Source organism: Pseudomonas sp. LBUM1646 (genome assembly GCF_059716165.1).
This window is the reverse complement of record NZ_CP166810.1, coordinates 239310-263001: the sequence shown is the minus strand read 5'-3', so window position 1 is coordinate 263001 and position 23692 is coordinate 239310. Positions and strand designations below refer to the sequence as shown.

The 23692-nt window shown below is 59.4% G+C and carries 21 protein-coding genes; 7 read left to right on the top strand and 14 right to left on the bottom strand.

The genetic code is table 11. The features are described from left to right. The first annotated feature begins 124 nt into the window (after positions 1-124). Entirely contained in the window at positions 125-1321 is a 1197-nt protein-coding gene (locus tag ACA071_RS01130; protein ID WP_497642784.1) for an AAA family ATPase, read from the top strand. 124 nt (positions 1322-1445) lie between these two features. Here ACA071_RS01130 and ACA071_RS01125 read toward each other — a convergent pair whose 3' ends face one another. The 12 genes from ACA071_RS01125 to ACA071_RS01070 all read right to left on the bottom strand — a co-directional run bounded on the left by ACA071_RS01125 (position 1446) and on the right by ACA071_RS01070 (position 13117). After that, a complete protein-coding gene (locus ACA071_RS01125) occupies positions 1446-2327 on the bottom strand; it encodes a transporter substrate-binding domain-containing protein (RefSeq protein WP_497642783.1) in 882 nt (293 codons plus the stop codon). Further along, positions 2324-3106 (bottom strand): amino acid ABC transporter ATP-binding protein, encoded by a 783-nt coding sequence (locus ACA071_RS01120; protein WP_497642782.1) that lies wholly within the window; start codon positions 3104-3106, stop codon positions 2324-2326. The genes ACA071_RS01125 and ACA071_RS01120 overlap by 4 nt, the downstream gene beginning before the upstream one ends. Next, positions 3103-3762: an amino acid ABC transporter permease gene (locus ACA071_RS01115; protein WP_497642781.1), complete on the bottom strand. Its 660-nt coding sequence runs from the start codon at positions 3760-3762 to the stop codon at positions 3103-3105. Before ACA071_RS01115 ends, ACA071_RS01120 begins: the two co-directional genes overlap by 4 nt. Then, positions 3743-4408 (bottom strand): amino acid ABC transporter permease, encoded by a 666-nt coding sequence (locus tag ACA071_RS01110; protein ID WP_497642779.1) that lies wholly within the window; start codon positions 4406-4408, stop codon positions 3743-3745. The genes ACA071_RS01115 and ACA071_RS01110 overlap by 20 nt, the downstream gene beginning before the upstream one ends. A gap of 558 nt (positions 4409-4966) precedes the next feature. Next, positions 4967-5749 (bottom strand): MetQ/NlpA family ABC transporter substrate-binding protein, encoded by a 783-nt coding sequence (locus ACA071_RS01105; RefSeq protein WP_497642777.1) that lies wholly within the window; start codon positions 5747-5749, stop codon positions 4967-4969. Positions 5750-6011: 262 nt separating this feature from the next. Further along, a complete protein-coding gene (locus ACA071_RS01100; protein ID WP_497642776.1) occupies positions 6012-6941 on the bottom strand; it encodes a sigma 54-interacting transcriptional regulator in 930 nt (309 codons plus the stop codon). A 55-nt stretch (positions 6942-6996) separates the two neighbouring features. Next, positions 6997-7578, bottom strand: coding sequence for an alpha/beta hydrolase (locus ACA071_RS01095; protein WP_497642774.1), 582 nt, complete (start codon positions 7576-7578; stop codon positions 6997-6999). Positions 7579-7880: 302 nt separating this feature from the next. After that, positions 7881-8282: an ExbD/TolR family protein gene (locus ACA071_RS01090; RefSeq protein WP_497642773.1), complete on the bottom strand. Its 402-nt coding sequence runs from the start codon at positions 8280-8282 to the stop codon at positions 7881-7883. 1 nt (position 8283) lies between these two features. Continuing rightward, on the bottom strand, positions 8284-9009 hold the full coding sequence (locus ACA071_RS01085; RefSeq protein ID WP_497642771.1) for a MotA/TolQ/ExbB proton channel family protein: 726 nt from the start codon (positions 9007-9009) through the stop codon (positions 8284-8286). Positions 9010-9054: 45 nt separating this feature from the next. Next, positions 9055-9864, bottom strand: coding sequence for an energy transducer TonB (locus tag ACA071_RS01080; protein WP_497642769.1), 810 nt, complete (start codon positions 9862-9864; stop codon positions 9055-9057). 363 nt (positions 9865-10227) lie between these two features. Continuing rightward, positions 10228-10554 carry a hypothetical protein gene (locus ACA071_RS01075; RefSeq protein WP_497642768.1) on the bottom strand — a complete coding sequence of 109 codons (327 nt, stop codon included), beginning with the start codon at positions 10552-10554 and terminating at the stop codon, positions 10228-10230. Positions 10555-10765: 211 nt separating this feature from the next. Continuing rightward, entirely contained in the window at positions 10766-13117 is a 2352-nt protein-coding gene (locus tag ACA071_RS01070; RefSeq protein ID WP_497642767.1) for a TonB-dependent receptor, read from the bottom strand. 165 nt (positions 13118-13282) lie between these two features. On the opposite strand from ACA071_RS01070, the gene ACA071_RS01065 reads away from it, so the two are divergent. Together ACA071_RS01065 and ACA071_RS01060 are read left to right on the top strand one after the other, a co-directional pair. After that, positions 13283-14227, top strand: a complete 945-nt coding sequence (locus ACA071_RS01065; RefSeq protein WP_497642766.1) for a LysR family transcriptional regulator — start codon at positions 13283-13285, stop codon at positions 14225-14227. A gap of 107 nt (positions 14228-14334) precedes the next feature. Continuing rightward, positions 14335-15951 (top strand): alkaline phosphatase family protein, encoded by a 1617-nt coding sequence (locus ACA071_RS01060; RefSeq protein WP_497642765.1) that lies wholly within the window; start codon positions 14335-14337, stop codon positions 15949-15951. Between the two features lie 126 nt (positions 15952-16077). On the opposite strand, the gene ACA071_RS01055 is transcribed toward ACA071_RS01060, so the two are convergent. Then, positions 16078-16983: a TauD/TfdA dioxygenase family protein gene (locus tag ACA071_RS01055; RefSeq protein ID WP_497642764.1), complete on the bottom strand. Its 906-nt coding sequence runs from the start codon at positions 16981-16983 to the stop codon at positions 16078-16080. Between the two features lie 183 nt (positions 16984-17166). Here ACA071_RS01055 and ACA071_RS01050 point away from each other — a divergent pair, with 183 nt between their 5' ends. After that, positions 17167-18087: a LysR family transcriptional regulator gene (locus ACA071_RS01050; protein WP_497642763.1), complete on the top strand. Its 921-nt coding sequence runs from the start codon at positions 17167-17169 to the stop codon at positions 18085-18087. A 115-nt stretch (positions 18088-18202) separates the two neighbouring features. Here ACA071_RS01050 and ACA071_RS01045 read toward each other — a convergent pair whose 3' ends face one another. Then, complete coding sequence (locus ACA071_RS01045; protein WP_497642762.1) at positions 18203-19216, bottom strand: ABC transporter substrate-binding protein; 1014 nt, start codon at positions 19214-19216, stop codon at positions 18203-18205. Between the two features lie 383 nt (positions 19217-19599). On the opposite strand from ACA071_RS01045, the gene ACA071_RS01040 reads away from it, so the two are divergent. The 3 genes from ACA071_RS01040 to ACA071_RS01030 are packed head-to-tail and all read left to right on the top strand — an operon-like array spanning position 19600 to position 23635. Next, the gene (locus tag ACA071_RS01040) at positions 19600-21198 is read left to right on the top strand and encodes an ABC transporter permease (protein WP_497642761.1); all 1599 of its coding nucleotides are present in this window, start codon (positions 19600-19602) and stop codon (positions 21196-21198) included. Then, entirely contained in the window at positions 21195-22010 is an 816-nt protein-coding gene (locus ACA071_RS01035) for an ABC transporter ATP-binding protein (RefSeq protein ID WP_497642760.1), read from the top strand. Before ACA071_RS01040 ends, ACA071_RS01035 begins: the two co-directional genes overlap by 4 nt. Positions 22011-22024: 14 nt before the next feature. Further along, positions 22025-23635, top strand: coding sequence for an arylsulfatase (locus ACA071_RS01030; protein WP_497642759.1), 1611 nt, complete (start codon positions 22025-22027; stop codon positions 23633-23635). The last annotated feature ends 57 nt before the right edge of the window (positions 23636-23692 follow it).

The window sequence follows — 23692 nt, the reverse complement described above, 5'->3', positions numbered from 1 at the left end:
AGGCAGACTGAGTACTCAGGTTTGACGACTGCTTCGCAGCCGAACGCAGGCTTCGCCAGCTGCTACAGGTCACGGTGTTCCCGACAATAAGGCAAACTGGCCGCCTATGCAGCAGGAAGCTCTTATGCTCAAAACACTCGCGGTGGCCAATTACCGCTCGATCAACAAATTGGTGATCCCGCTGGGTCGGTTGAACCTGATCACCGGCCCCAACGGCAGCGGCAAGTCCAACCTCTACCGTGCGCTGCGTTTGTTGGCGGAAACCGCCCAGGGTGGCGTGGTCAATGCGCTGGCCCGTGAGGGCGGGCTGGATTCGACGTTCTGGGCCGGGCCGGAGAACATCAGCCGGCGTATGCGTAACGGTGAAGTGCCAGTCGAGGCGACTGTTCGACACGGTGCAAAGCGCTTGCGCCTGGGATTTGCCGGTGAAGACTTCGGTTACTCGATCAGCCTCGGGCTGCCCGAATCCAACGGCCACTTCATGCTGCCCGAGCACAGCTCACCCATTCCGTCACGTTTCAGCCTCGACCCGCAAATCAAGCGCGAATGCGTCTGGGCCGGGCCGTTCTATCGTCCAGCGAGCCTGCTGATAGATCGCGATGGGCCGATGATTCGCGCCCGAGCCAACCGTAGCTGGGACGTGCTGGCCCAGCACACGCCGAACTTTGACAGCCTATTCGATCAGGTCGGCAGCTTGCGCACTTCGCCGGAGGTTCTGGAGATGCGCGAGTTTATCCGTCGCTGGCGCTTCTACGATCACTTTCGCAGTGATGCCGATGCCCCGGTGCGCCAACCGCAGCTCGGCACCCGCACGCCGGTGTTGCACCACGACGGTCGCGACTTGGCGGCAGCCTTGCAGACCATCATCGAAATCGGTGACCCCGAGGCACTGCGGGCAGCGATCAGCGACGCCTTTCCCGGCGCGAGACTGCACATCGAACCGCTGCCCGGTGGACGCTTCGCCATCGAGTTTTATCAGGAAGGTTTATTGCGACCGTTGTCGGCGGCAGAACTGTCGGACGGCACGCTGCGTTATTTGCTATTGGTCGCGGCGCTGCTGACACCTCGACCGCCGACGCTGATGGTGCTGAACGAACCGGAAACCAGCCTGCATCCGGACCTGCTGCCGGCGTTGGCGCGCTTGATTATCCGCGCGTCCGAACAGTGTCAGGTGTGGGTGGTGTCCCATGCCCGACGGTTGATCTCGGCGTTACAGGAAGACCTGGAGTGCAATTGCATTGTGCTGGAGAAGACCTTGGGCCAGACCGGGATAGTCGGGCAGCGGGTGCTGGATGAGCCGGCGTGGAATTGGCCGGATTGAGGCGCACCGATCGTTCCCACGCTCTGCGTGGGAATGCCTCAAGGGACGCTCTGCGTTCCAATGGGACGCGGAGCGTCCCGGGCTGCATTCCCACGCGGAGCGTGGGAACGATCAGGTCAGAGAATCACCCCTGCCACTTCCCACCCTCGACAATCACGCTCTCAGGCTGGGTGTCATCGCTCAGTTCTTTACGCACGTACTGGTCGTACAGTTTGAGCAGATACTTCTCTTCACCCAGCTTCGCCAACTCGGTATTCACCCAATCACGCAGTTCGATATTGCCCTTCTTCACCGCTGGTGCAATCGGTGCTTCGGCGCCCAGGGTCTGGGCCAACACGCGGTAGCCAGGGTTTTGCTTGGCCCAGCTGAACAGCACCAGATTGTCCTGCGCATAGGCATCGCCACGCCCATTGGCCAAGGCTTGCAGGGACTCGGAGTTTTTCTCGAACTTCAGCAGTTTCCAGTCCGGATGATTCTTGGTCAGCCAGATATCGGCGGTAGTACCGGTGGTGACGATGGTGGTGCGGGTCGCCAGGTCATCGAGGTTTTTCACCGAGCTGCCCTGCGGCACGAGGGCCTGCACCGCGACCTTGAGGTTCGGGTTGGTGAATTCCACCGCTTCCTTGCGCTCCGGGGTGACGGTCATGTTGGCCAGGATCAGGTCAACCTTGTCGCTTTGCAGGAACGGAATACGGCTGGCCGGTTCCACGGCGACGAATTCGACTTTGTTTTCATCGCCAAGCAGATCCTTGGCGAATTGACGGCCAATGTCAGTATCGAAACCGACGTAGCGCCCTGCTTCATCGACGAAACCGAACGGCGGCTTGTCGGTGAAGACCCCAACGATCAGCTTGTCCCGGGCCTTGATTTTGTCCAGGTAGCTGGCCGGCGCGGTACTTTCGCTGGCGACTTTTGGCTTTGGCGTTTCTTCGGATTTGTTGCAGCCGGCCAACAACGCCAGGCCGAGCAGCGGCAGTAGCAAGAGTGAAGACTTGGCAGTTTTCATAGCAGTTCCAGTTCCTTTGATTGAGTCTTTTTGGGCAGGGCTTCGACGTAGGAGAATTTCTCCAGGAACTGCTGCGCTCGTGCGGTTTGCGGGTTCGTAAAGAAAAGCTCGGGAGGGTTTTGTTCGAGGATGCGCCCGGCATCCATGAACACGATGCGGTCGGCCACCGCGCGGGCGAAGGCCATTTCGTGGGTGACGATCAGCAGGGTCATGCCTTCGCGGGCCAGGCCCTGAATCACTTCCAGTACTTCCTTGACCATTTCCGGGTCGAGGGCGGCGGTGACTTCATCGAACAACATGACCTTGGGGTTCATGCACAGCGAACGAACGATGGCGATACGTTGCTGCTGGCCACCGGAGAGCTGGCGCGGAAAGGCGTCGCGCTTGTCCAGCAGGCCCACGCGTTCGAGCAACGCTTCGGCCTGGGCGCGAGCGTCGCGGCGATCACGCTTTTGCACTTTGACCGGGCCGAGCAGCAAGTTGTCGAGCACGTTCATGTGCGGGAACAGGTGATAACTCTGGAACACCATGCCGATCTGCTGCCGCACATCGCGCCAGTCGGTGCCCTTGTCCAGCAACTCGCGACCATTGAATTTCAAGCTGCCGCTGTGGGCGACTTCCAGGCCGTTGAGGCAGCGCAGCAAGGTACTTTTGCCGCAACCGCTGGGGCCGAGGATGACGATCACTTCACCCGGTTTCACTTGCAGGTCGATCTCGTTGAGCACCTGTTGCTCACCAAAAAACTTGTTGAAACCCTTGAACTCGATCAATGCGCTCATGCTTGCGTCCAGCGCCGCTCCAGCACGCGCGAGGCGGCCGAGAGCGGGTAGCAGATGAAAAAGAAAAACAGGAACAGTGCGCCGTAGATCAGCACCGACTCGTAAGTGCGCTCGATGATCTGCTGGCCGACCTTGATCACGTCCACCACACCGATCAGCACCGCCAGGGAGCTGGTCTTGATGATTCGCGTGTAGACGTTGATGGTCGGCGGCGTCATGCGTTTCAGCGCTTGCGGCAGCAGTACGTAGCCATAGAGTTGCGGACCGTCCAGACCAATCGACAGCCCCGCCTCACGCTGGCCGCGAGGCAACGACAGCAACGCGCCACGCACCACTTCGCCGACCTCGCTGGCGCCCCACAGCGACAGCACCAGCACCGCGCACCAGAAACTCGGGATGCTCACGCCGAAGAAAATCGGCAGGCCGAAAAACAGCAGGTAGAGCCAGACCAGCACCGGGATCGCCCGGAACAGTTCCAGGTAGACCCGCAGGATTGCGTTCAGCCATTTCGAATTCAGCGTGCGCAACACGCCGTAGAGCACGCCGCCAACGGTGCTGATGGCGATGCTCAGGAAGGAAATCGACAACGTCTGCGCCGCGCCTTTGCCCAGTTGCGGCAACGACACCCAGAGCAACTCAAGACCCGAACTGGCCATGCTGGAGCCTCCTTTCCAGACGGCTGAGCAACAGCGATAGCGGCAAGAACAGCAGCACGCAAATCAACGTCAGCACGGCGAGCATTTCGTAGGTTTTGTAGTAGAGCGCGATGTAGCTTTTGGTGGTGTAGAGAATCTCTGGCACCGCCACCGCCGAGACCACGGTGGTTTCCTTGAGCAGGAAAATGAAATTGGCAAACAGCGACGGCAGGCTGAGGATCCCGGCTTGCGGCAGGATCACATAGCGCAGCAATTGCCCGTGGGACAGGCCAATGGAGCGGCCGGATTCGAGTTGTGCTTGCGGCACCGCATCCACACCAGCGCGCAGCACTTCGGTGAGGTAGGCGCCGCCGAGGAAAGTCATGGTGATGATCGCCGCGGTAAAACCGGAAACGCTGATGCCCAGCGCCGGCAGGGCGAAGTAGACGAAGAACAGCTGAATCAACAAAGGCGTGTTGCGCGCCAGTTCCACGTACAGCCCGACCAGGCGCTGCAAGTAAGGCGTGCGGAACACCAGAATCGTCGCGTTGATTAGCGCCACCAGCAGCGAGGTGCCGATGGCAATGAAGCCGACCTGCAGCGTCACGCCCACGGCTTTGAGAAACGCCGGCAGGGTGCTGAGGATAAATGCGTAATCGAAGGTCATTGAACATCCTGAACGTCGCTCGGTAAGCGACGGTGGTGCAGTCCATGGGCGGTGGATAACCGCCCGGCAGGCACCGACTTTAAAGGTATAAAAATAAGAATTTAAATACCGTTAAAGCATATTGATATCACGCAAAAAACTATCCCGTGGATTTGCGGCGCCAACGGAAGACGGCTATTTTCCTTTTCGCTGTAGGAAGGATCTTTTTTTCAAAAAGCCCCTCCAAGGACGCACAGCTTTTGGCCAGACTCTCGGCCAAACCATCACAAGGAAGAGAAAAATGGCTGACGTAAAAGCACCGCAGCGGCTGGATCCGCAGGACATTGTGAAGTTGTTGGTGGCGTTGCGCAGAGCGTTGAAGGCCAGGGTGGCCTGAGATGATCGTTCCCACGCTCCGCTTGGGAATGCCTCAAGGGACGCTCCGCGTCCAGTGACGCGGAGCGTCACGGGCTGCATTCCCACGCAGAGCGTGGGAACGATCAATGCACATACAAAAACGCCGACGCTAATACCAGCCGTCGGCGTTGAAACCTTGAAGGGGTTTGTTGTTGCGTCGAATCAGAACGCCGGCAGTACCGCGCCGTTGTACTTCTTCGCGATGAATGCTTTCACTTCCGGGCTGGTCAAGGCTTTGGCCAGTTTCTGGATGGCATCGCTGTCCTTGTTGTCCGGACGAGCCACGAGGAAGTTCACGTAAGGCGAATCTGCACCTTCGATTACCAGCGCGTCTTTAGCCGGGTTCAGGCCTGCTTCCAGCGCGTAGTTGGTGTTGATCATGTCCAGGTCGACCTGGTCCAGCACACGCGGCAGCATGGCCGATTCCAGTTCCTTGAACTTGAAGTTGTGCGGGTTTTTGGCGATGTCTTTCGGGGTGGCCAGGGCGTTTTTCGGGTCTTTCAACTCGATCAGGCCAGCCTTCTGCAACAGGATCAGGGCACGGCCGCTGTTGCTGCCTTCGTTAGGGATAGCGATGGTTGCGCCGTCTTTCAGCTCAGACAGGCTTTTGACTTTCTTCGAGTAGCCGCCAAACGGTTCGACGTGCACACCGATCACGGTCACAAGGTTGGTGCCTTTGCCTTCGTTGAAGCTTTTCAGGTACGGCAGGGTCTGGAAGTAGTTGGCGTCCAGACGCTTCTGATCGACCTGCACGTTCGGCTGAACGTAGTCGGTGAAGACTTTGATTTCCAGATCCACACCTTCTTTGGCGAGGGTCGGCTTGATCAATTCAAGAATCTCGGCGTGTGGGACCGGGGTCGCCGCAACCACCAGTTTCTCGCCAGCCTGGGCCAGGCCCGCAGTCAGGGCAGCCGCCAATGCGGTGAACAACAGAACCTTTTTCATGCAGTGTCCTTATCGGGAATCACGGTCGCTCGTGGCGACGGCTATTAGTACGAGTGCCAGTGAAGTGCTATCGCTGGCGTGAAGCGGACAATACCGGGATTTTTTATTCCCGAACAATATCTTTTATTCACTTTGATATTCCATTTTGTTCATACAACCACCGCCCGCTCTAATCCGCACATCCCCGTAGGGGCGAGACTTGCCCGCGAAGGCGTCCTTCCTGAAACACCGCGTCGCCTGGGTTCGCGAGCAAGCTTTGCTCCTACGGGAGTGCGGTGTTTTTGAGGAGTTGTTTCAGGGCGGCTTGATCGGCGGCGGAGCCACTGGCTAGGATCTGTTTGAGTTGTCGCTCGATCTGCACCAATGAAGGGGATGCCTCGGGCAGATTTAAATGCTCGGGCAAGATCTCATCACCGGTGCTGACCAGCAGCGCAAAGTGAATGACGTTCTCCAGCTCTCGGGTGTTGCCCGGCCAGCTATGGGCCTCCAACAGATGCTGCGCAGCCTCGCTGATCAACGGCACCGGCAGGTCCAGGCGCTGGCTGTAGATACCCAGAAAGTATTCAGCCAGGGACAAGATGTCGCCCACCCGCTCACGCAACGCCGGCAATTCGAGCTGACCTTCGCTGAGGTAGTGATACAGCCGTTCGTGGAATTTCCCCGCCGCCACGGCTTGGGCCAGGTCGATGCTGGTGGCGGCGACCAGGCGCACGTCCACCGGGCTCGGCTGATGAGCGCCGACGCGGGTGACTTCGTGGTTTTCCAGGGCGGCGAGCAGTTTGATCTGGATCGGCAACGGCAAGTCGCCGATCTCATCCAGGTACAGCGTCCCGCCATTGGCCGAACCAAACCAGCCCGCACGGCTGCTGGCCGAGCCGGTGTAGCTGCCGGCGGCATAACCGAACAGTTCGGCATCGGCGTAGGTCGGGCTGATCGCGCCGCAATTGACCGAGACGAATAGCCCGCCACGATCACTGGCACGATGGATGTGCCGCGCCAGCAACTCCTTGCCGCTGCCGGTTTCACCGCGAATCAATACGGAAATGGCGCGTGGAGCCAATTGCTCCAATTCCTGGCGCAACTGCCGCGAGCGCGGATCGACGAACACCAGCGCTTTGGCGCGGATGCTCAGGGGGCTTTTTTCGGCGTCGGGGAAGGTCAGCAGTGGCTGACCGAAGGCTTCAAAACTCATGGCAGACTCCCGCCCAAAACCGTCGGGAGACGGAGGCGTTTAAAAAATAAAAAACTCAGGCACGGCGCCGGGCGTGATGTTCCATGCGGTTTTGCAGGCGATAGAGATAGGCAAAACCCTGCTCCCAGCGCTGATGACCGGACTTGACGTTGATATGCCCGGCACCCGCCAGAATCCCCGCCTCGGCGCCCCAGTTGCGGGCCAGCTCCATCGCTCGCGGCGCACTGACGGCACTGTCGTTGTCGGAGCTGACGACTTGGCTCGGGAACGGCAACAGGGTGGTCGGAATCGGTGCGAAATTACGCAAGGCTGGCGAGCAAGCCGGACGCTCGACGTCTGCCGGCGCGACCAGCAAGGCACCGCGCACTTGACGTAAAAACTGCAATGGCGCGGTGGCTGCCCAATGGGCAACGGTGATGCAACCCAGGCTATGGGCGATCAGGATCACCGGCGTGCTGTCGGCTGCAATCGCCTCGGCCAGCGCCGCGACCCAGTCTTCACGGCGCGGCGTCAGCCAGTCGGCCTGCTCCACCCGTGCGCTGTTCGGCAGACTGTTCTGCCAATGGCTTTGCCAATGATCTTCCGGCGATCCTTGCCAGCCCGGCACAATCAGGTAGCGAATTAATTCGTTGCGCATGGGGGAGCTCTCCTGCTGCGTGTCTGTTCCTGATCGAGTATAGGGACGAGAGTTATATTCGTTAAGGAATAAGAAGCTATTTATTAAGACCTATAAAGAATATAAAGCCGGATACTGATCGTTCCCATGCTCCGCGTGGGAATACAGCCCGGGACGCTCCGCGTCCCTGCCGAAGCGGACGCGGAGCGTCCATTGAGGCATTCCCACGCAGAGCGTGGGAACGATCTCTGACGGCATCTTTCGGGGAATAAAAAAAGGGCCGCACCCTGCCAAGGAGACGGCCCCGGAAAACTGTAGAAAACTTACCGCGCGGTAATCACCGACAACTTGGTAATCCCCGCCCGCTCAATCGAGGCCATGGCCCGTGCCACTTCGCCGTAATTCACCCCGTCATCGGCCTGCAATTGCACACGCACTTCCGGATCCTTGGCCTTCGCCGCTTGCAGCTTGAACTCCAGCAAACCCGGCTCAATTTCGTCCTTGTTGATAAACAGCTTGCCGGCGCCATCAATGCTCACCACCAGCGGGTCCTTCTGTTCCACCGGGGCCATGGCCTCGGTCTTGGGCAGGTTGATCGGGATCGCGTTGGTCAGCAGCGGCGCGGTGACGATAAACACCACCAGCAGCACCAGCATCACGTCTACCAACGGCGTCACGTTGATTTCGCTCAACACCTCATCACTGTCTTGCGTGGAGAAGGCCATATCAGGACGCCTCCTTCACTTTCTGCGCGCCGCCCTGGGCCACGACTTTGTGCGAAGTCGGGTGAACCAACAGGCGGAACGAACTCTTCTGCGCCAGGCTGTAGAAGTCATGGGCGAAGTCATCCAGGTCCGCCGCCGTCAGTTTCAGCCGACGCAAAAAGTAGTTGTAAACCAGCACCGCCGGCACCGCGACGGCAATCCCCACACCGGTGGCGACCAGTGCCGCACCAATCGGCCCGGCGACCGTTTCCAGACTCGCCGAGCCCGCCGCGCTGATGCCTTTCAACGCTTCCATGATTCCCCACACCGTGCCGAACAAGCCAATAAACGGCGAGGTGCTGCCAATACTCGCGACCACCGCCAACCCGGTTTCCAGCGAACGACGTTCGCGGACGATTTGCTGACGTAACGCTCGCTCCAGACGATCCTGATGATTGATCGCCTGGCTCAAGTCATTTGCCTGCGGCGCCTCGCCCACCTGGATTGCTGCATAACCGGCCTGGGCCACACGCGCCGCCGCGCCGGGTTGGGTTTCGCTTAATTCGGCCGCCGAATCGAGACTCGACGCCGCCCAAAACTGTTTATGAAATTTGCGATCCTGGGCTTTCAGGCGACCGAACTGCACGCCCTTGAGCAACGCCAAACCCCAGGTGGCAACGGAAAAAACCACCAGCAGCCAGATCACCGCGCCTTCGATGGATTCAAGTGGAGAGGCCAGTAACGTCATGATGTATTCCCTCGTGTAAACGTTTCGCGCGAAATTGGTTTCGGTTTAATGAATCTTGAAATCGATGGGCACGCTGACCCAGCCATCCTGGGCAACATCACCTTGCTTGGCCGGCACGAAACTCCAACGCTTCACCGCGTTGAGCGCGGCCTCGTCGAGCTGATCGCGACCACTGCTTTTCTGAATCTGGATTTCGCCTGGCTTGCCGTTGGCCAACACATGCACCCGCAACAACACCGTGCCTTCCCAACCGCGACGCTGGGCCAGGGACGGGTATTCCGGCGCCGGATTTTTCAGGTACGCGGCATTCGCCGAGGCCGGGGTCACTGGCGCGGGCGCCGGTGGTGCGGGTGGCGCTGGAGCCGCGACTGGCGCTGTCGGTTGAGGCGGCGCCGGAGGCTGCTCGACGGCTTTAGGGGCCGGTTTCGGTACGGGTTTGGCGACAGGCTTTGGTTTAGGAATCGGTTTCGGTGGCGGTGGTTTCACGGCCAACTCGTCTTCCACGGGCGGCGGTGGCTCGACCACGGGTTGAACGGGTTGTGGCGGTGGCGGCTCGACCACCGGCGGTGCCGGGCGCGAGAACTCGATGGTCATCGGCGGAATTTCCGGCGGCACGATCGGCAGCACGGTGGTCGGTTGCTGATTGACCCAATAGATCACCGCGCCATGCACCAGCAACGCCAGCACACCGAGCAGGATCGTTTCGCGCCGGCTCAGAATGCCCTTGGGCGCCCGCTGCAAACGCAACTGGCCCAACGGCACACGGTGCACCCTGCCGAGGTCGACCAACTCGCCACTCGGCGCCTGGCGCCAGAGCACCTCATGTGCGCCGGCGGCGGTCTGGACATTGCCCATTGATTAACTCCCTGCGGTCTCTTTTACGGTCTGTTCATGAACAGCTCGACACACCCGCACTTGAATCCCCCGCGAGGCGTATCGACGGGCCAATCATTGGGCCAGACACTTATCTCTTAAAGTAATATTTGAGGTTATGAATAGATCTTAATCGAATATTAAAAAGGATCAGTTCCGCCAAAGCCACGCCGTACAAGGCTTGTAGCGGAACGCCTGTAAAACGATGCTTTTCAAGCATTGAAAGTATTCGCGCAAGGCATCGATTTACGAGAGAAACAACTAACAACCACGTATATCGCCCACAAAAAAAAAACAGACTGATGCATGTTCAATGCATCAGCCTGTTATTTGCCACAGAACTATTTATTGCTTGACGAACTCGCCAGCCAACCCGACTACTTCACCATCAAAGTTGGTACGCGAACCTACCGCACGAACTTTTGAATAGTTGTGATCAGGTGAGAACAACGACCACGCCTGAAAACCACTACTGCCATTCAGGCCGACGAACGTGAGGGTGGTAGGTTGTCCGGTGCTGTTCTGGAAGTGGTAGTGCCCGTAGCTGACATCGTAGTTCACGCCGCCCTGGCTGAACGTGCCACTGAATGTGCCGTTGGAATCATTACCGTCGGTAATCACCAGTTTGGCGCCAGCATTGGAATTTACGTAAGTACCATTAATGCTCGACATGGTTCGACTTCCTTTATCGGTTAAATAAGTGTCTTCCGATGAGAGCAAGTTTCCTCCTGGAAACTCACGAAACAAAGCATGGTTCGACATTCGATTATTGTCCACGCCGAAACACACTTATTTGTCGACGAAAATGCGATAGCCACTATGCAAAGTTTTCATAAGTTATTCCAAAATATTCAAACATTACTTCCGTAAGAACTAAGCCGGTTTAGAAGTCATAGCGACCGGTCACACCCAAGGTACGAGGCGTTCCGAGCAAACCTTCATACCCCCCATTACCGCCAGTCCATAGCGTCGTGTAATAGGTCTTGTCGAAGGCGTTTTTCAGCCACAGCGACACATCCCATTGCCCTTGGTTGAAGTCGTCGCGCAGGCCGGTGGATAAGTTGACCACCGCATAACTCGGAATCTGCCCGTAATCGGAATCCTCGACCGTGCCCACCGCTTTGGAGCGAAACGCGTAGCTGGCGGTGACGTACTCTTCGAAGCCGTTGCTCAGGTTCCATTTGTATTCACCATTGGCGTTGCCGATCCATTTCGAGGCGCCAACCACTTGATGGCCGCTGAGGTCGCACGACGCCGGAGCACCCGGCGCCTGGCTGACTTCCGGCGGGCACGGGGCATCTTTGTAGGAGAGGTAGCTGACGTCGTTGAAGGAACCGTTGAGGTTCAGGGTCAGGCCGCGCAACGGGATGATCGTGCTTTCGACTTCCACGCCACGTGAGCGCACGGAGCCGGCGTTGGTCAGGTATTGAACGCGGTTGACGTCGTCGTAGGCGTTGGTCTGATAGGCGTTGACCTGGGTCCAGAAGACGTTGGCGTTGAGTTGCAGACGCTTGTCCCACAGGGTGCTTTTGAAACCGAGTTCGGCGTTGTTGGCGCGCTCGGTACCAATCAGCAGTGAGTCGGCGCCAGCAGTTGGTGCGGAGCCGACTGCCAGGTTCACACCGCCGGACTTCTCGCCATGGGACAGGGTCGCGTAACCAAGCAAATCATCGGTGAAGCGGTAGCTCAAGTTCAGCAAGCCGGAAGGACTGGAACTGTACTGATTCAAATCGCCGGAATCGTAGGCGCCAGTGCGGCCGCGTCGTGCCGTCGCCGCCGCGCCGGTGACAGCTGCGCCACCCACCGGGGCATCGCGAGTTACCCAGGCGTTCTTCTCTTCGTAAGTGCCACGCACCCCAGCGGTGAAATCCAGGCGCGGGGTGAGGTGCCACGTGCCCTGGGCAAACAACGCAAAGCTATTGGTTTCGATATGACCGTTGCCGACGCTGTTGACGTTGGCCAGTGCCCCTCGCGGCGTGCCGTTCCAGATATCGGCTTGTGGGCCGTAATAGGAGAAGGATTTGTTGTCCAGGTCCGAGCCGAAGTAATAGGCGCCAAGCACGTAATCGAAGAACTCGCCCTTGGGCGATGCGAGGCGGAACTCCTGGGAGTACTGCTTATCCTCCACCGAGACCCCGGCGTTGTAGCTCGCCGGCACGTTCAAGCCGTCGTCGTTGCGCGGGGTGAAATTCCACCAGCGATAGGAGCTGACCGAGGTCAGGGTGAAGTCGCTCGGCAAGGTCCAGTTGGCCTCCACCGATGTGCCGCCCTGATGCACCGTGACGTGTTGATCGTTGTCCAGGTTGACCTTGCGATGGGAGCCGTTGACCAGCGTCGCGCCGGCCGCAGCGGCCCGCGCCGAGTAAAGGTTGACGCCGTTGATGGTCGGCCCGGTGTTGTACAACACGCGGGTGCCGGCGCTGGAATCCTCTTCGTTGTAATCGCCGATCCAGCGCAGGTTGAACGACTCGTTGGGCTTGTACAGCAACTGCCCACGGAAGCCATCGCGAGAGCCGCCATTTAAGTCGTGGCCATTGAATTCGTTCTTGATGTCGCCGTCGCTGCGGGTGCGGTACGCGGAAAACCGTCCCGCGAGCTCGTCGTTCAACGGCCCGGAAATCGTGCCCTTGGTCTGGAAGTAGCCATCCTCGCCCACCGAAGTTTCAATGCTGCGTTCCGGGGTAAACGACGGCGCACGAGTGTTGATGTTGATCACCCCGGCGGTGGTGTTCTTGCCGAACAACGTGCCTTGCGGCCCACGCAGGACTTCGAGTTGTTCGATGTCCATCAGGTCGAACACCGCCATGCCCGGCCGCCCGAGGTAGACGTTGTCGATGTAGAGCCCGACGCTGCCTTCCAGGCCATCGCTGGCCGGGTTGTTACCGAGGCCGCGGATCGACACGCTGGACTGGCGCGCATGCATGTAGGCAACGTTGACGCTGGGCACCAGTTGCTGCAAATCCTGGATGCGATAGACCCGCTGGGTTTCCAGGGCCTGGCCGCTGACCACGCTCATTGGCGTCGGCACGTCCTGCGAACTTTCTTCGCGGCGGCGGGTGGTGACGGTGACGGTTTCCAGTTGCGAACTGTCGGCCGTGGTCTTGCCGGCGGGGACCGCTTCGGGCGTCGTGGTGCCAGCCGCATAAGCCTGGGCGCTCCCCGCCAGCAACAGGGCCAGGGGCAGGCGTTTGAGCCGTCGGGGCGAAAGGGGTAACGCAAGGTTCAACGGACTCATGAGGCGGCTCCTGGTCAAAAAACACGCAGTGACATTCAGCAATGCATATTCTTTTAAGTTATTTATTTATGTTTTTACAAAGATTTACTGCATAAGAGATTGCCTTTATAAGGAGTCCACCTGATGCATATCCAATGCATTCGCCCGATATTTTTTATGTGAAAAATGCATATCGATTTGCGCCAACTCCGACACTTCATCGCCCTCGCCGACCAGCGCAGCTTCGTCGCGGGTGCGCTGGCGGTGAACCTCTCGCAATCAGCGTTCAGCCGTAGCATTCAGGCGCTGGAACACAGCGTCGGCTGTCAGTTGGTGGATCGCGGGCGCAAGGACCTAGCGCCGACCAAACAGGGCCAGGTGTTGCTTGAACATGCGCGGCGGCTGGTCAGCGGCGCGCAGCAGATGGCCAACGAGATCAGCCAGTTCAATGGCCTGGAGGCCGGCGAATTGCGCTTCGGTTGCGGCCCGGCACCGGCGGCCGGATTGATCCCCCGGGCAATCGGCAGTTTCATCGGCCGCTATCCGAAAGCGCGGGTGCAGTTTCAGGTGGACGATTGGCAGAGCCTGAGCAAGCGGCTGCTGAGTGAGGAGTTCGAATTCTTCGTCGCTGACACGCGTTATTTCGAAGCCAACCCGGACTATCTGACCCAACGCCTGCGCCCGCGCAAATGGCATTTTTGCTGCCGTGCCGGGCATCCGCTGGCGGGGCGCGAAAGCGTCAGCGCGGGGGAATTAATGAGTTTTCCAATGGCCGTCAGCATCCGTCCGCCGAACCTGCGCAAAGTCATCGTCGACTTGAGCGGACGCCCGGATTTCACCCCGAATGTGGAATGCGAAAACAGCTACAGCCTGCTGAGCGTGGTGATGCGATCGGATGCCATCGGGATTGTCGGCGCTTATTCAGATGCGCTGCACCTCGCCAAGGGTGAACTGGTGTGTTTGAAGATCGAAGGGCTGGCCGATGATCTGGAGGAGCTGTACACGCGGTATGGGATTGTCAGCCGCGCCGGGTATCGGCTGTCGCCGTTGGCGGAAGCGATGATTGCGCAGATCAAGGAGATTGATCAGCGGGATGAGGAAGTGTGTTCGCTGGAGAATCTCGCTGTCTGATCCGGCCAACGATGCAATCACTGCATAAAAACCATTCCCCAAATGCACTTGCCTCAACCCCGCCCCAGCAGCGAAAACCCTCGCCTGTCTTCTGATCGGTGAACCCCATGCCCAACACCCAAAAACCCGTGCGCAACGTGCTGTACATCATGTGCGATCAACTGCGCCGCGATTACCTGTCGTGCTACGGCCACCCGCATTTGCACACGCCCAATATCGATCGTCTGGCCGCTGCCGGCGTGCGCTTTAGTCGGGCCTATACCCAAGGCACGATCTGCGGACCATCGCGGATGTCGGCCTACACCGGCCGTTATGTCAGCAGCCATCAAGTAACGTGGAACGCAGTGCCGCTGCCCCTGGAAGAGCTGACCATCGGCGATTATTTGCGCCCGCATGGCATCCGCACTGCGTTGGTGGGCAAGACCCACGCCACGCCCAATCTTGACGCCTTGCAACGGTTAGCGATCGATCCTTCCAGCGAGCAAGCCGAAGCGCTGAACGAGGTCGGATTCGAAGCGTACTTTCGCCATGACGGCATCTTCCCGGACGACCCTTTGTTCGACGACAAACGCGAGTCCGCGCCCTACACCCATTACCTGCGTGAGCGCGGTTTCGAGGGCCGCAACCCGTGGCACGACTGGGCCAATGCGGCCGAGGGTGATAACGGTGAAATCCTCAGTGGCTGGAAAATGCGCAATGCTCATTTGCCGGCCCGGGTTCCCGAGCAGCATTCGGAAACCGTCTATACCACCGACCGCGCCATCGACTTCATTGGTGAGCAAGGCGAGCAGCCGTGGTGCCTGCACCTGTCGTACATCAAACCGCACTGGCCCTACATCGCCCCGGCGCCGTATCACGCGTTGTACGGCGCAGACCAAGTGATTGAACCGGTGCGCGCAGCGGTGGGCGAGGAAAGCGATCATCCGGTGTACGGCGCCTTTCGGCAGCATGAAGAGAGCCTGAATTTTTCCCGCGATGAGGTGCGGTTGAACGTGGTGCCGACCTATATGGGATTGATCAAACAGGTTGATGATCAACTCGGGCGGTTGTTCGATTTTTTGCAGAGCAATGGACGATGGGACGACACGCTGATCGTGTTCACCAGCGATCACGGCGACTTCCTCGGCGACCATTACCTGGGGGAAAAAGAATTTTTGCTGGAACCGGCGGTGGGGATTCCGCTGATCGTTCGCGACCCGCGTGTGGCAGCGGATGTCACCCGGGGATCGGTGGATGATCGGCTGGTGGAAACCATTGATGCGTTGCCGACCTTTCTTGAGGCACTGGGTTTACCAAGCGCTGAACACCGGCTAGAAGGACGCTCGCTGATTCCGTTGCTGCACGGTCTGAAAACCGACTGGCGCCGCTATGCAATCAGCGAGTACGACTACGCCTTCCAGGCCCCGGCCCGTGAGCGTTTGGAACAACCCATCGACCGCTGCCGCATGACTATGGTCCGCAGCGAGCGCTGGAAATACCTGGCGTATGACGGCTTTCGACCGCAGCTGTTTGATCTGTTGGAGGACCCGCAGGAGTTACGGGATTTGGGCGCCGATCCGGCGTTTGCGGCGGTTCGTGAAGAGCATGCGGGGTATTTGTTCGAGTGGGTGCGCGGGCTGAAGCGGCGCACGACGATCAGTCATCAGGAAATTGATTTGCGCGGGCAGCGGTTTCGTTATGGCGAGCCGGAAACCGAGAAGTTAGTGCAAATCGGCGTGTGGTAACCCACCTCTGATCGTTCCCACGCTCCGCGTGGGAATGCCTCAACGGACGCTCTGCGTTCGGCTCTGGATGGGACGCGGAGCGTCCCGGGATGCATTCCTACGCGGAGCGTGGGAACGATCTGGTCCTCAAATCCCTTTGATGGTCTGACTCCGCTGCCCCGCCACGCCCACCGGCACTTCTCCCTTGAGCGTCACCCGGCGAACGATTCGATCCTGAGTCCCATAATCATCCACCGCGTAATGCTGGGTGGAGCGGTTGTCCCAGATCGCCACATCACCGGCCTTCCAGCGCCAGCGCACGGTGTTTTCCAAACGGGTGACATGGCTTTGCAGCAGCCCAAACAAATGCGCCGAATCCGCCTGGGAATAGCCCTTGATGCGCTTGACGAAATGTCCCAACAGCAAGCTCTTCTCGCCGCTGATCGGGTGCACGCGAACCACTGGGTGTTCGGTCTCGTAAACGGTAGAAGTAAATATCTTGCGGTAGCGCTCCAGCTTCTCCGCCGACACGTCAGGCTTGGCGCCAGCGTAGTCGTATTCGTTGCTGTGCACCGCCGTCAGTTTATCCGCCAGCTCCCGCAGTTCCGGCGCCAATTCGTTGTAGGCCGTGGCGGTGTTGGCCCAGAAGGTGTCGCCACCGAACGCCGGGGCCACCACCGAGCGCAGGATCGACGCTTTCGGGTAAGCGTCGACGAAGGTCACGTCGGTGTGCCAGGAGTTCGCGCGCTGGCCCTCAGCGCCGTCCAGTTCCAGCAGATAACGGGTGCCGTCGCGCACCGGTACGGTCGGGTGCGCCACGGGTTCGCCGAGCAAATGCGCGAAGGCTTCCTGGCTCTGATCGTCGAGCTGGGTCTGATCGCGGAAGAACACGACTTTGTACTGGACCAGCGCCTGCTGGATCGCTTCGACGGTGCTCGCGTCCAGCTCACCGGAGAGTTGCACGCCACGGATCTCGGCGCCGATCCGACCGGCCACCGGATGGATTTCAAGCGCGTGAACAGCGGGTTTTACAGCTAAAGCGGCATTGCTCATGGGTAGACCCTCGATCGGACTGCTGACGGTTGAACGGCAACTAAACATTGCTCTATCTATATTCTGTTTGGGTCTAATAGATATTCACATGCTTCGTTGACGGAATAAGAGCTTGCATTTAAAACCTCTAGCAACCTTCGTCGCAAATGCCTTCGAGCTATTTTTAGGATGCCGCAAAAGCATATGGATCTTCGCCAGTTGCGCTACTTCATCGCCCTCAACGAACACCGCAGTTTTGTCCGCGCGGCCGACGCCATGGGCATCACTCAACCAGCGTTCAGCCGCAGTATTCAAGGGCTGGAGCAAGAGTTCGGCTGTGTGTTGGTGGACCGTGGCAACAAGGATTTGCGCCCGACACCGGAAGGCCAGGTGGTGCTGCAACATGCCCTGACCCTGGTGCAAGGCGCGGCGCTGCTCAATGCCGAAGTGACGCAGATGACCAAGCTCGATGCCGGCGAACTACGCTTCGGTTGCGGCCCGGCGCCGGCCGTCAAATTAGTACCGGATGCCGTGGCGCAATTCATCAACGCGCACCCGAAAGTGCGCACCTGTTTTCAGGTGGATAACTGGGAAAAACTCAGCCGCGCGTTGAGCCGGGAAGAGATCGAATTCTTCATCGCCGACATCCGTCATTTCGAAGCCGACCCGAACTTCCAGACCCAAGCCTTGACGCCGAAACGTGGGGTGTTTTTCTGCCGGCCGGGGCATCCGTTGTTAGTCAAGGACAGCCTGTCGACCAACGACATGTTCGACTACCCGCTGGCGACCACGTTGATTCCGCCGGGCATCCGCAAACTGCTGGCGAACCTCAGTGGACGGATGGATTTTTCACCGACCATCGAGACCGAGCACTTTCCGGCGCTGGTGAAGATCGTGCTGCAGTCGAATGCGATTGGCATTGGTACGGAAGAGGCGTTTGTCGAAGACATTGCCCAGGGTTCGCTGGTGTTGTTGCACTGGCGCAATTTGCCGCAGAACGTCGAGAGCATGAATGCGCGATGCGGGATTGTCAGTCGCACCGGGTTTCGGTTGTCGCCTGCCGCAAGGGCGATGATTGAGACATTGGTGGCGGTGGATAAACAAGCGATCAGCGTCGCGGTTTGATCGTTCCCACGCTCCGCGTGGGAATGAAGCCCGGGACGCTCCGCGTCCCATCCACAGCCGAACGCGGAGCGTCCGTTGAGGCATTCCCACGCAGAGCGTGGGAACGATCGGTGACTCAGAGCTTCGCCGCAGCCAACTCCGGCACCACCCAATCGGTGACCTTGAACGGCTTGCGAATCAGCTTCTGCTGCGAAGCCAAATCCACCGCATCCTGCAATTTTCCCAGGAACACCGGGTCCAGCGTCGACGGGAACACTTCGCTCAATTTCTGATCCTTCAGATCCTGCTGAAGAATCACCGGCGGATAACTCGCCAGCCCGGACACCAACTGAATATACGCATCCTTGTTGCTGTCCTGGGTCAGCCACTCAACCGCTTGCTGCTGAGCCTTCAGCAGTTTCGCGACGACGTCGGGGTGCTCGTCGACAAACTTGCCAGTGCCCACCAACACCGCCTGCACACTGCCCGCGCCACCCAGATCCTTGGTGTTCAACGGCAACTCGGCCAGGCCCTTGGCTTGCAACGCGGTCAACCCGGAACTGCCCCAGGACGCATCAATTTGCTTGGCCGCCAACGCCGCTACCGCACCGTTGAAATCCAGGTTGATGACTTTCAGGTCCTTCTCGCTCAAACCCTGGCTGGCCAGTGCCGCATCAAAGGACAACTGAGTGGCGGTGCCACGGAAGATCGCCACGCGTTTGCCTTTGAGATCTTGCAGCGTCTTGATCCCAGAGCCGGGCACCACGCCTAGATACTGTTTCACGCCACGTGCGGAGGCGCTGAGCAAGCGGGTGTCCAGGCCATTGGACTTACCGATGATTGCCGCCAGGTCACCCAGGTAGGCGAGGTCGACCTGACCATTGGCGAATGCTTCGTTGATCACCGGACCGGCACCCTTGAAGAAGCTCCACTGAATCTTGATGCCCTGATCGGCGAAGGCTTTTTCGTAGATCTGCTGGTCGCGCAGTACATCCGCTATACCGCCGCCACTGTGTTGGGTGCCGGCGCTGAGGTCGGGCACGGCGATCCTGATTTCCTTGAGTTCATCGGCGTGGGCGGTGAACGCCAGCAACCCCGCCAGGGCCGGTATGGCAAACAGACTGATGACACGTTTGAAGGGACGATTCATGGGTACGGCTCCTGGTGGCGACGGCGTTGAGGAGCAGAACGTAGGCTTAATCGGGGTCAGCGCTTAAATACTATAAATTCACATTTTTATAGCTTTTGGGTCTATGCCAGTCAGCGCGGGGTTCTTGGGCGGGTATGCATAAACAGCATCGAAAATATTCTTCGAATGCATTGGATGCGTGTGGGCTGGAGGCCTTAAATGGTCTCGCTTATCTCTCAATAGAATTGATGCTGATTTTAATATAACCATTTTAAGATTTTTAGATCGCCAAGATCGCGGCCTTCGGCAGCTCCTACGGGGTGCACGTCGATACCTGTAGGAGCTGCCGAAGGCTGCGATCTTTTGATTTTGACCCAGAAAAAGTCCGACAACGGAGGTCGCCCATGGCCCGTGTTTCCCTTCTCAGCCCGCCGCTGGTCGCCCCGCCGCTCAACGGCCGACGCCTCTGGCCAAGCCTGAGCCAGCGACTGTTGCCCTGGTTGTTACCGATCAGCCTGTTCTCGCTCTGGTGGCTGGCCAGCCGCAATCACTGGATGAGCGAGCAGATCCTGCCCGCGCCCTCGCTGGTCTGGAGCAGCGCGGTCGAGCTGTCCCAAGGCGAGTTGTGGAACCACCTGTGGATCAGCCTGCAACGCTTGTTCTGGGGCTTGCTCGCCGGCATCAGCGTCGGTGCCGCCCTGGGCGCCGCGTTGGGTTTCAGTCGGCGTCTGGAGCGGTTGGTGTTCCCGACGTTCGCCGGGTTGGCGCAGGTCCCGACCCTGGCCTGGATTCCATTGTTCATGGTGTTTTTCGGCATCGGAGAAGTGTTGAAACTGGTGGTACTGGTCAAGGCCATCGTGGTGCCGGTGACCCTGCACACCCTGGTTGGCGTGCGCGATGCACAACCCAAACTGCGCGAAGCCGCCGCCGTACTGCGCCTACCCACTCGCTTGTTGATCCGTCGCCTCATCTTGCCCGCCGCCCTCCCTGCGTTCATGGCCGGCGTACGGTTGGCATTGGCAGCCGGTTGGACGTCGTTGCTGGCGGTCGAGCTATTGGCGTCCAGCGAAGGCATCGGTTACCTGATGGTCTGGGCGCGGCAGTTGTTTATGCTCGACATCGTCTTTGTGGTGATCGTGGTCATTGGCTTGATTGGCGTGGCGATGGACCGCGGCATCGGTCTGCTGGATAAAAAACTGGTGCATTGGCCGCATCCGGCCACTGCCGAGATTCGTCGTGGGCCGCGTTATGCAGGTTGGCAGCGAGTGCAGCCGTGGTTGTTGCCGTTAGCGCTGCTGGTGCTGTGGCAAGTGACCACGGATCAGCAGTGGATCGACGCTAATATTCTGGTCAGCCCATTGGCCGTTTTAGAAACCACCGCGCACGGTTTGCTCGACGGCACCTTGAGCGGCGGCATGGTCCTGAGCCTGGGCCGCACCCTCGGCGGTTTGCTGCTGGGTGGCGGACTTGGATTTGCGCTGGGATTGCTGCTGGGATTGTCGCGCACCAGCGAACGCGTGCTCGGCCCGACTCTCGCTGCCATCCGCCAGATCGCGATTTTCGCCTGGGTACCGTTGCTCACCGCGTGGTTCGGCCTGGGGGAACTGGCCAAGTGGGTGTTCGTCGCCCTTGCCGCGTTTTTCCCGCTGTTCATCGCCACCCAACGCAGCGTCGCCAACCTCTCGCCGCAACTCAATGAAGCCGCGCAAGTGCTACGTCTGAATCTCGGCCAACGCCTGCGCCGTCTGGTCTTGCCCGGTGCCGCACCAGGAATTTTCGCCGGTCTGCGCCTCAGCCTGATCTACGCCTGGCTCGGCACCATCGGCGCCGAATATTTCATGTCGTCCAACGGTGGCATCGGCAGCCAGATGATCGGCGCGCAACAACTGCTGCGCATGGACCTGATCATGGCCGGCATGCTCCTGGTGGGCCTGACCGGCGCCCTGCTCAACCTCATTGGCCAACGCCTGGAAATCCGCGCTACCCGCTGGAGACACGCATGAACGCACCGATTGTCAGCTTCAATCACGTGGGCAAATCCTTCGACGTCGATGGCTTCGAGCTGGAGGCGATTCGTGAATTCAACCTGGAGATCGCCGAGGGTGAATTCGTTGCCATTGTCGGCTCCAGCGGCTGCGGAAAATCCACTTTGCTGCGGCTGCTGGTGGGCCTCGACACGCAGTTTCGCGGACAGATTACCGTGGACGGCAAAGCCGTTACCGGCATCGGTGGCGAGCGCGGGATTGTCTTTCAGGAACACCGTTTGTTCCCGTGGCTGACGGTGGCCGACAACATCGGCCTGGGCTTGGTCAACGAAGCGCTGAGCGCCGAACAGAAGCAAAAACGCGTGGACGACTTCATCGAACTGGTCGGCCTCAGCGACTTCACCCGCGCCTATCCACACCAACTCTCCGGCGGCATGGCGCAGCGGGTGGCGATCGCTCGCGGCCTGGTCGCCAGCCCGCGGATTCTGCTGCTGGACGAACCCTTCGGCGCCCTCGATGCCTTGACCCGGCAGCAGATGCAGGACGAGCTGCTGGCGATTCGCAGTCGAGCGAAAATCACCACAATCCTGGTCACCCACGATGTCGAAGAAGCGATCTTCCTCGCCGACCGCGTGGTGGTGATGGAGCCGCGTCCCGGACGCATCAAGCAAGTGGTCGACATCGCCCTGCCCCACCCGCGCCAGCGCAGCAGTTTCGACTTCCACCAATTGCGCGAAGAACTGCTTCACGAACTCACCAGCGACGACCACTACCAACCCACCGTGCCGGTGCAGATCCGCGACCTGCCGCTGTCCTTCATTGCCTGCTGAACAGGAGACTTTTGATGCCGCAACGTCCCAACTTTCTGGTGATCCTGGCCGATGACCTGGGCTTTTCCGATATCGGCGCGTTCGGCGGTGAAATCGCCACGCCGAACCTCGATGCGTTGGCCAACAACGGCCTGCGCCTGACCGATTTCCACACCGCGCCAACCTGCTCGCCGACCCGTTCGATGCTGCTCACCGGCACCGACCACCACATCGCCGGCATCGGCACTATGGCCGAAGCGCTGACCCCGGAGCTGATCGGCAAACCGGGTTATGAGGGTCACCTCAACGACCGCGTGGTGGCGTTGCCAGAACTGCTGCGCGAGGCCGGTTATCAGACGTTGATGAGCGGCAAATGGCATCTGGGTTTGACTGCTGAACTGGCGCCCCATGCACGGGGTTTCGAGCGTTCGTTCTCGTTGCTGCCGGGCGCCGCCAACCATTACGGTTTCGAACCGACCTACGATGAACAAACGCCTGGCCTGCTCAAATCGACCCCGGCGCTGTACATCGAAGACGACCAATTCATCGATGAATTGCCGAAGGATTTTTATTCCTCTGATGCTTTCGGCGACAAGCTTTTGCAGTACCTCAAGGAACGGGATCAGACCCGGCCATTCTTTGCGTATCTGCCGTTTTCCGCGCCGCATTGGCCGTTGCAGGCGCCGGCCGACGTGGTTGAAAAATACCGGGGACGTTATGACGCCGGCCCCGAAGTGCTGCGTCTGGAGCGCCTGGAAAAACTCAAGGCTTTGGGTCTGATCGATGCCGACGTCGAACCCCATCCGCTGATCCAGCTCAACGCCCAATGGGATGCCTTGAGCGACGAACAACGGCAGGTTTCCGCGCGGGCCATGGAGGTTTACGCGGCGATGGTCGAGCGCATGGACTGGAACATCGGTCGCGTCGTCGATTACTTGCGCAAACAGGGGCAACTGGACAACACCTTCATCCTGTTCATGTCCGATAACGGCGCTGAAGGAGCGCTGCTGGAAGCCTTCCCTAAATTCGGCCCGGAGCTGTTGACCTATCTGAACCAGCATTACGACAACAGCCTGGACAACATCGGCCGCGCCAACTCCTACGTCTGGTATGGACCGAGTTGGGCCCAGGTCGCGACCGCGCCGTCACGGCTGTTCAAGGCCTTCACCACCGAAGGCGGAATTCGCGTGCCGGCGCTGGTGCATTACCCGCAGCTGTCGCTCAAGGGGCAGATCAGCCATGGGTTTGGCACGGTGATGGACATCACGCCGACCATCCTCGACCTGGCCGGCGTGCGCCATCCGGGCAAGCGTTGGCGTGGCAAGGACGTGGCAGAGCTGAGGGGGAAATCGTGGCTGGGGTTTCTGTCGGGTGAAACGGCGCAGGTGCATGACGAGCACACGGTGACTGGATGGGAGCTATTCGGGCGCCGGGCGATTCGGCAGGGGCAGTGGAAAGCGGTGTATATCCCCGGGCCGGTGGGGCCGGCGACTTGGCAGCTTTATGATCTGCGGAGTGATCCGGGGGAGATTCATGATTTGGCTTTAAGTCAGCCGGACAAACTCACTGCGCTGATCGAGCATTGGCAGAAATATGTGGATGAGACTGGGGTGATTTTGACTGAATCGCCGTTTCAGCCGGATTGACTCAGGACTGATCGTTCCCACGCTCTGCGTGGGAATGCAGCCCGGGACGCTCCGCGT

Excerpts from the sequence above, each read along its gene's own strand:
- ACA071_RS01045 (WP_497642762.1), bottom strand. The coding sequence starts at position 19,216 with ATGAATCGTCCCTTCAAACGTGTCATCAGTCTGTTTGCCATACCGGCC.
- ACA071_RS01035 (WP_497642760.1), top strand. The coding sequence starts at position 21,195 with ATGAACGCACCGATTGTCAGCTTCAATCACGTGGGCAAATCCTTCGAC.
- ACA071_RS01105 (WP_497642777.1), bottom strand. The coding sequence starts at position 5,749 with ATGAAAAAGGTTCTGTTGTTCACCGCATTGGCGGCTGCCCTGACTGCG.
- ACA071_RS01060 (WP_497642765.1), top strand. The coding sequence starts at position 14,335 with ATGCCCAACACCCAAAAACCCGTGCGCAACGTGCTGTACATCATGTGC.
- ACA071_RS01065 (WP_497642766.1), top strand. The coding sequence starts at position 13,283 with ATGCATATCGATTTGCGCCAACTCCGACACTTCATCGCCCTCGCCGAC.
- ACA071_RS01095 (WP_497642774.1), bottom strand. The coding sequence starts at position 7,578 with ATGCGCAACGAATTAATTCGCTACCTGATTGTGCCGGGCTGGCAAGGA.
- ACA071_RS01110 (WP_497642779.1), bottom strand. The coding sequence starts at position 4,408 with ATGACCTTCGATTACGCATTTATCCTCAGCACCCTGCCGGCGTTTCTC.
- ACA071_RS01125 (WP_497642783.1), bottom strand. The coding sequence starts at position 2,327 with ATGAAAACTGCCAAGTCTTCACTCTTGCTACTGCCGCTGCTCGGCCTG.
- ACA071_RS01120 (WP_497642782.1), bottom strand. The coding sequence starts at position 3,106 with ATGAGCGCATTGATCGAGTTCAAGGGTTTCAACAAGTTTTTTGGTGAG.
- ACA071_RS01130 (WP_497642784.1), top strand. The coding sequence starts at position 125 with ATGCTCAAAACACTCGCGGTGGCCAATTACCGCTCGATCAACAAATTG.
- ACA071_RS01075 (WP_497642768.1), bottom strand. The coding sequence starts at position 10,554 with ATGTCGAGCATTAATGGTACTTACGTAAATTCCAATGCTGGCGCCAAA.
- ACA071_RS01055 (WP_497642764.1), bottom strand. The coding sequence starts at position 16,983 with ATGAGCAATGCCGCTTTAGCTGTAAAACCCGCTGTTCACGCGCTTGAA.
- ACA071_RS01070 (WP_497642767.1), bottom strand. The coding sequence starts at position 13,117 with ATGAGTCCGTTGAACCTTGCGTTACCCCTTTCGCCCCGACGGCTCAAA.
- ACA071_RS01090 (WP_497642773.1), bottom strand. The coding sequence starts at position 8,282 with ATGGCCTTCTCCACGCAAGACAGTGATGAGGTGTTGAGCGAAATCAAC.
- ACA071_RS01040 (WP_497642761.1), top strand. The coding sequence starts at position 19,600 with ATGGCCCGTGTTTCCCTTCTCAGCCCGCCGCTGGTCGCCCCGCCGCTC.
- ACA071_RS01100 (WP_497642776.1), bottom strand. The coding sequence starts at position 6,941 with ATGAGTTTTGAAGCCTTCGGTCAGCCACTGCTGACCTTCCCCGACGCC.
- ACA071_RS01080 (WP_497642769.1), bottom strand. The coding sequence starts at position 9,864 with ATGGGCAATGTCCAGACCGCCGCCGGCGCACATGAGGTGCTCTGGCGC.
- ACA071_RS01115 (WP_497642781.1), bottom strand. The coding sequence starts at position 3,762 with ATGGCCAGTTCGGGTCTTGAGTTGCTCTGGGTGTCGTTGCCGCAACTG.
- ACA071_RS01050 (WP_497642763.1), top strand. The coding sequence starts at position 17,167 with ATGGATCTTCGCCAGTTGCGCTACTTCATCGCCCTCAACGAACACCGC.
- ACA071_RS01030 (WP_497642759.1), top strand. The coding sequence starts at position 22,025 with ATGCCGCAACGTCCCAACTTTCTGGTGATCCTGGCCGATGACCTGGGC.
- ACA071_RS01085 (WP_497642771.1), bottom strand. The coding sequence starts at position 9,009 with ATGACGTTACTGGCCTCTCCACTTGAATCCATCGAAGGCGCGGTGATC.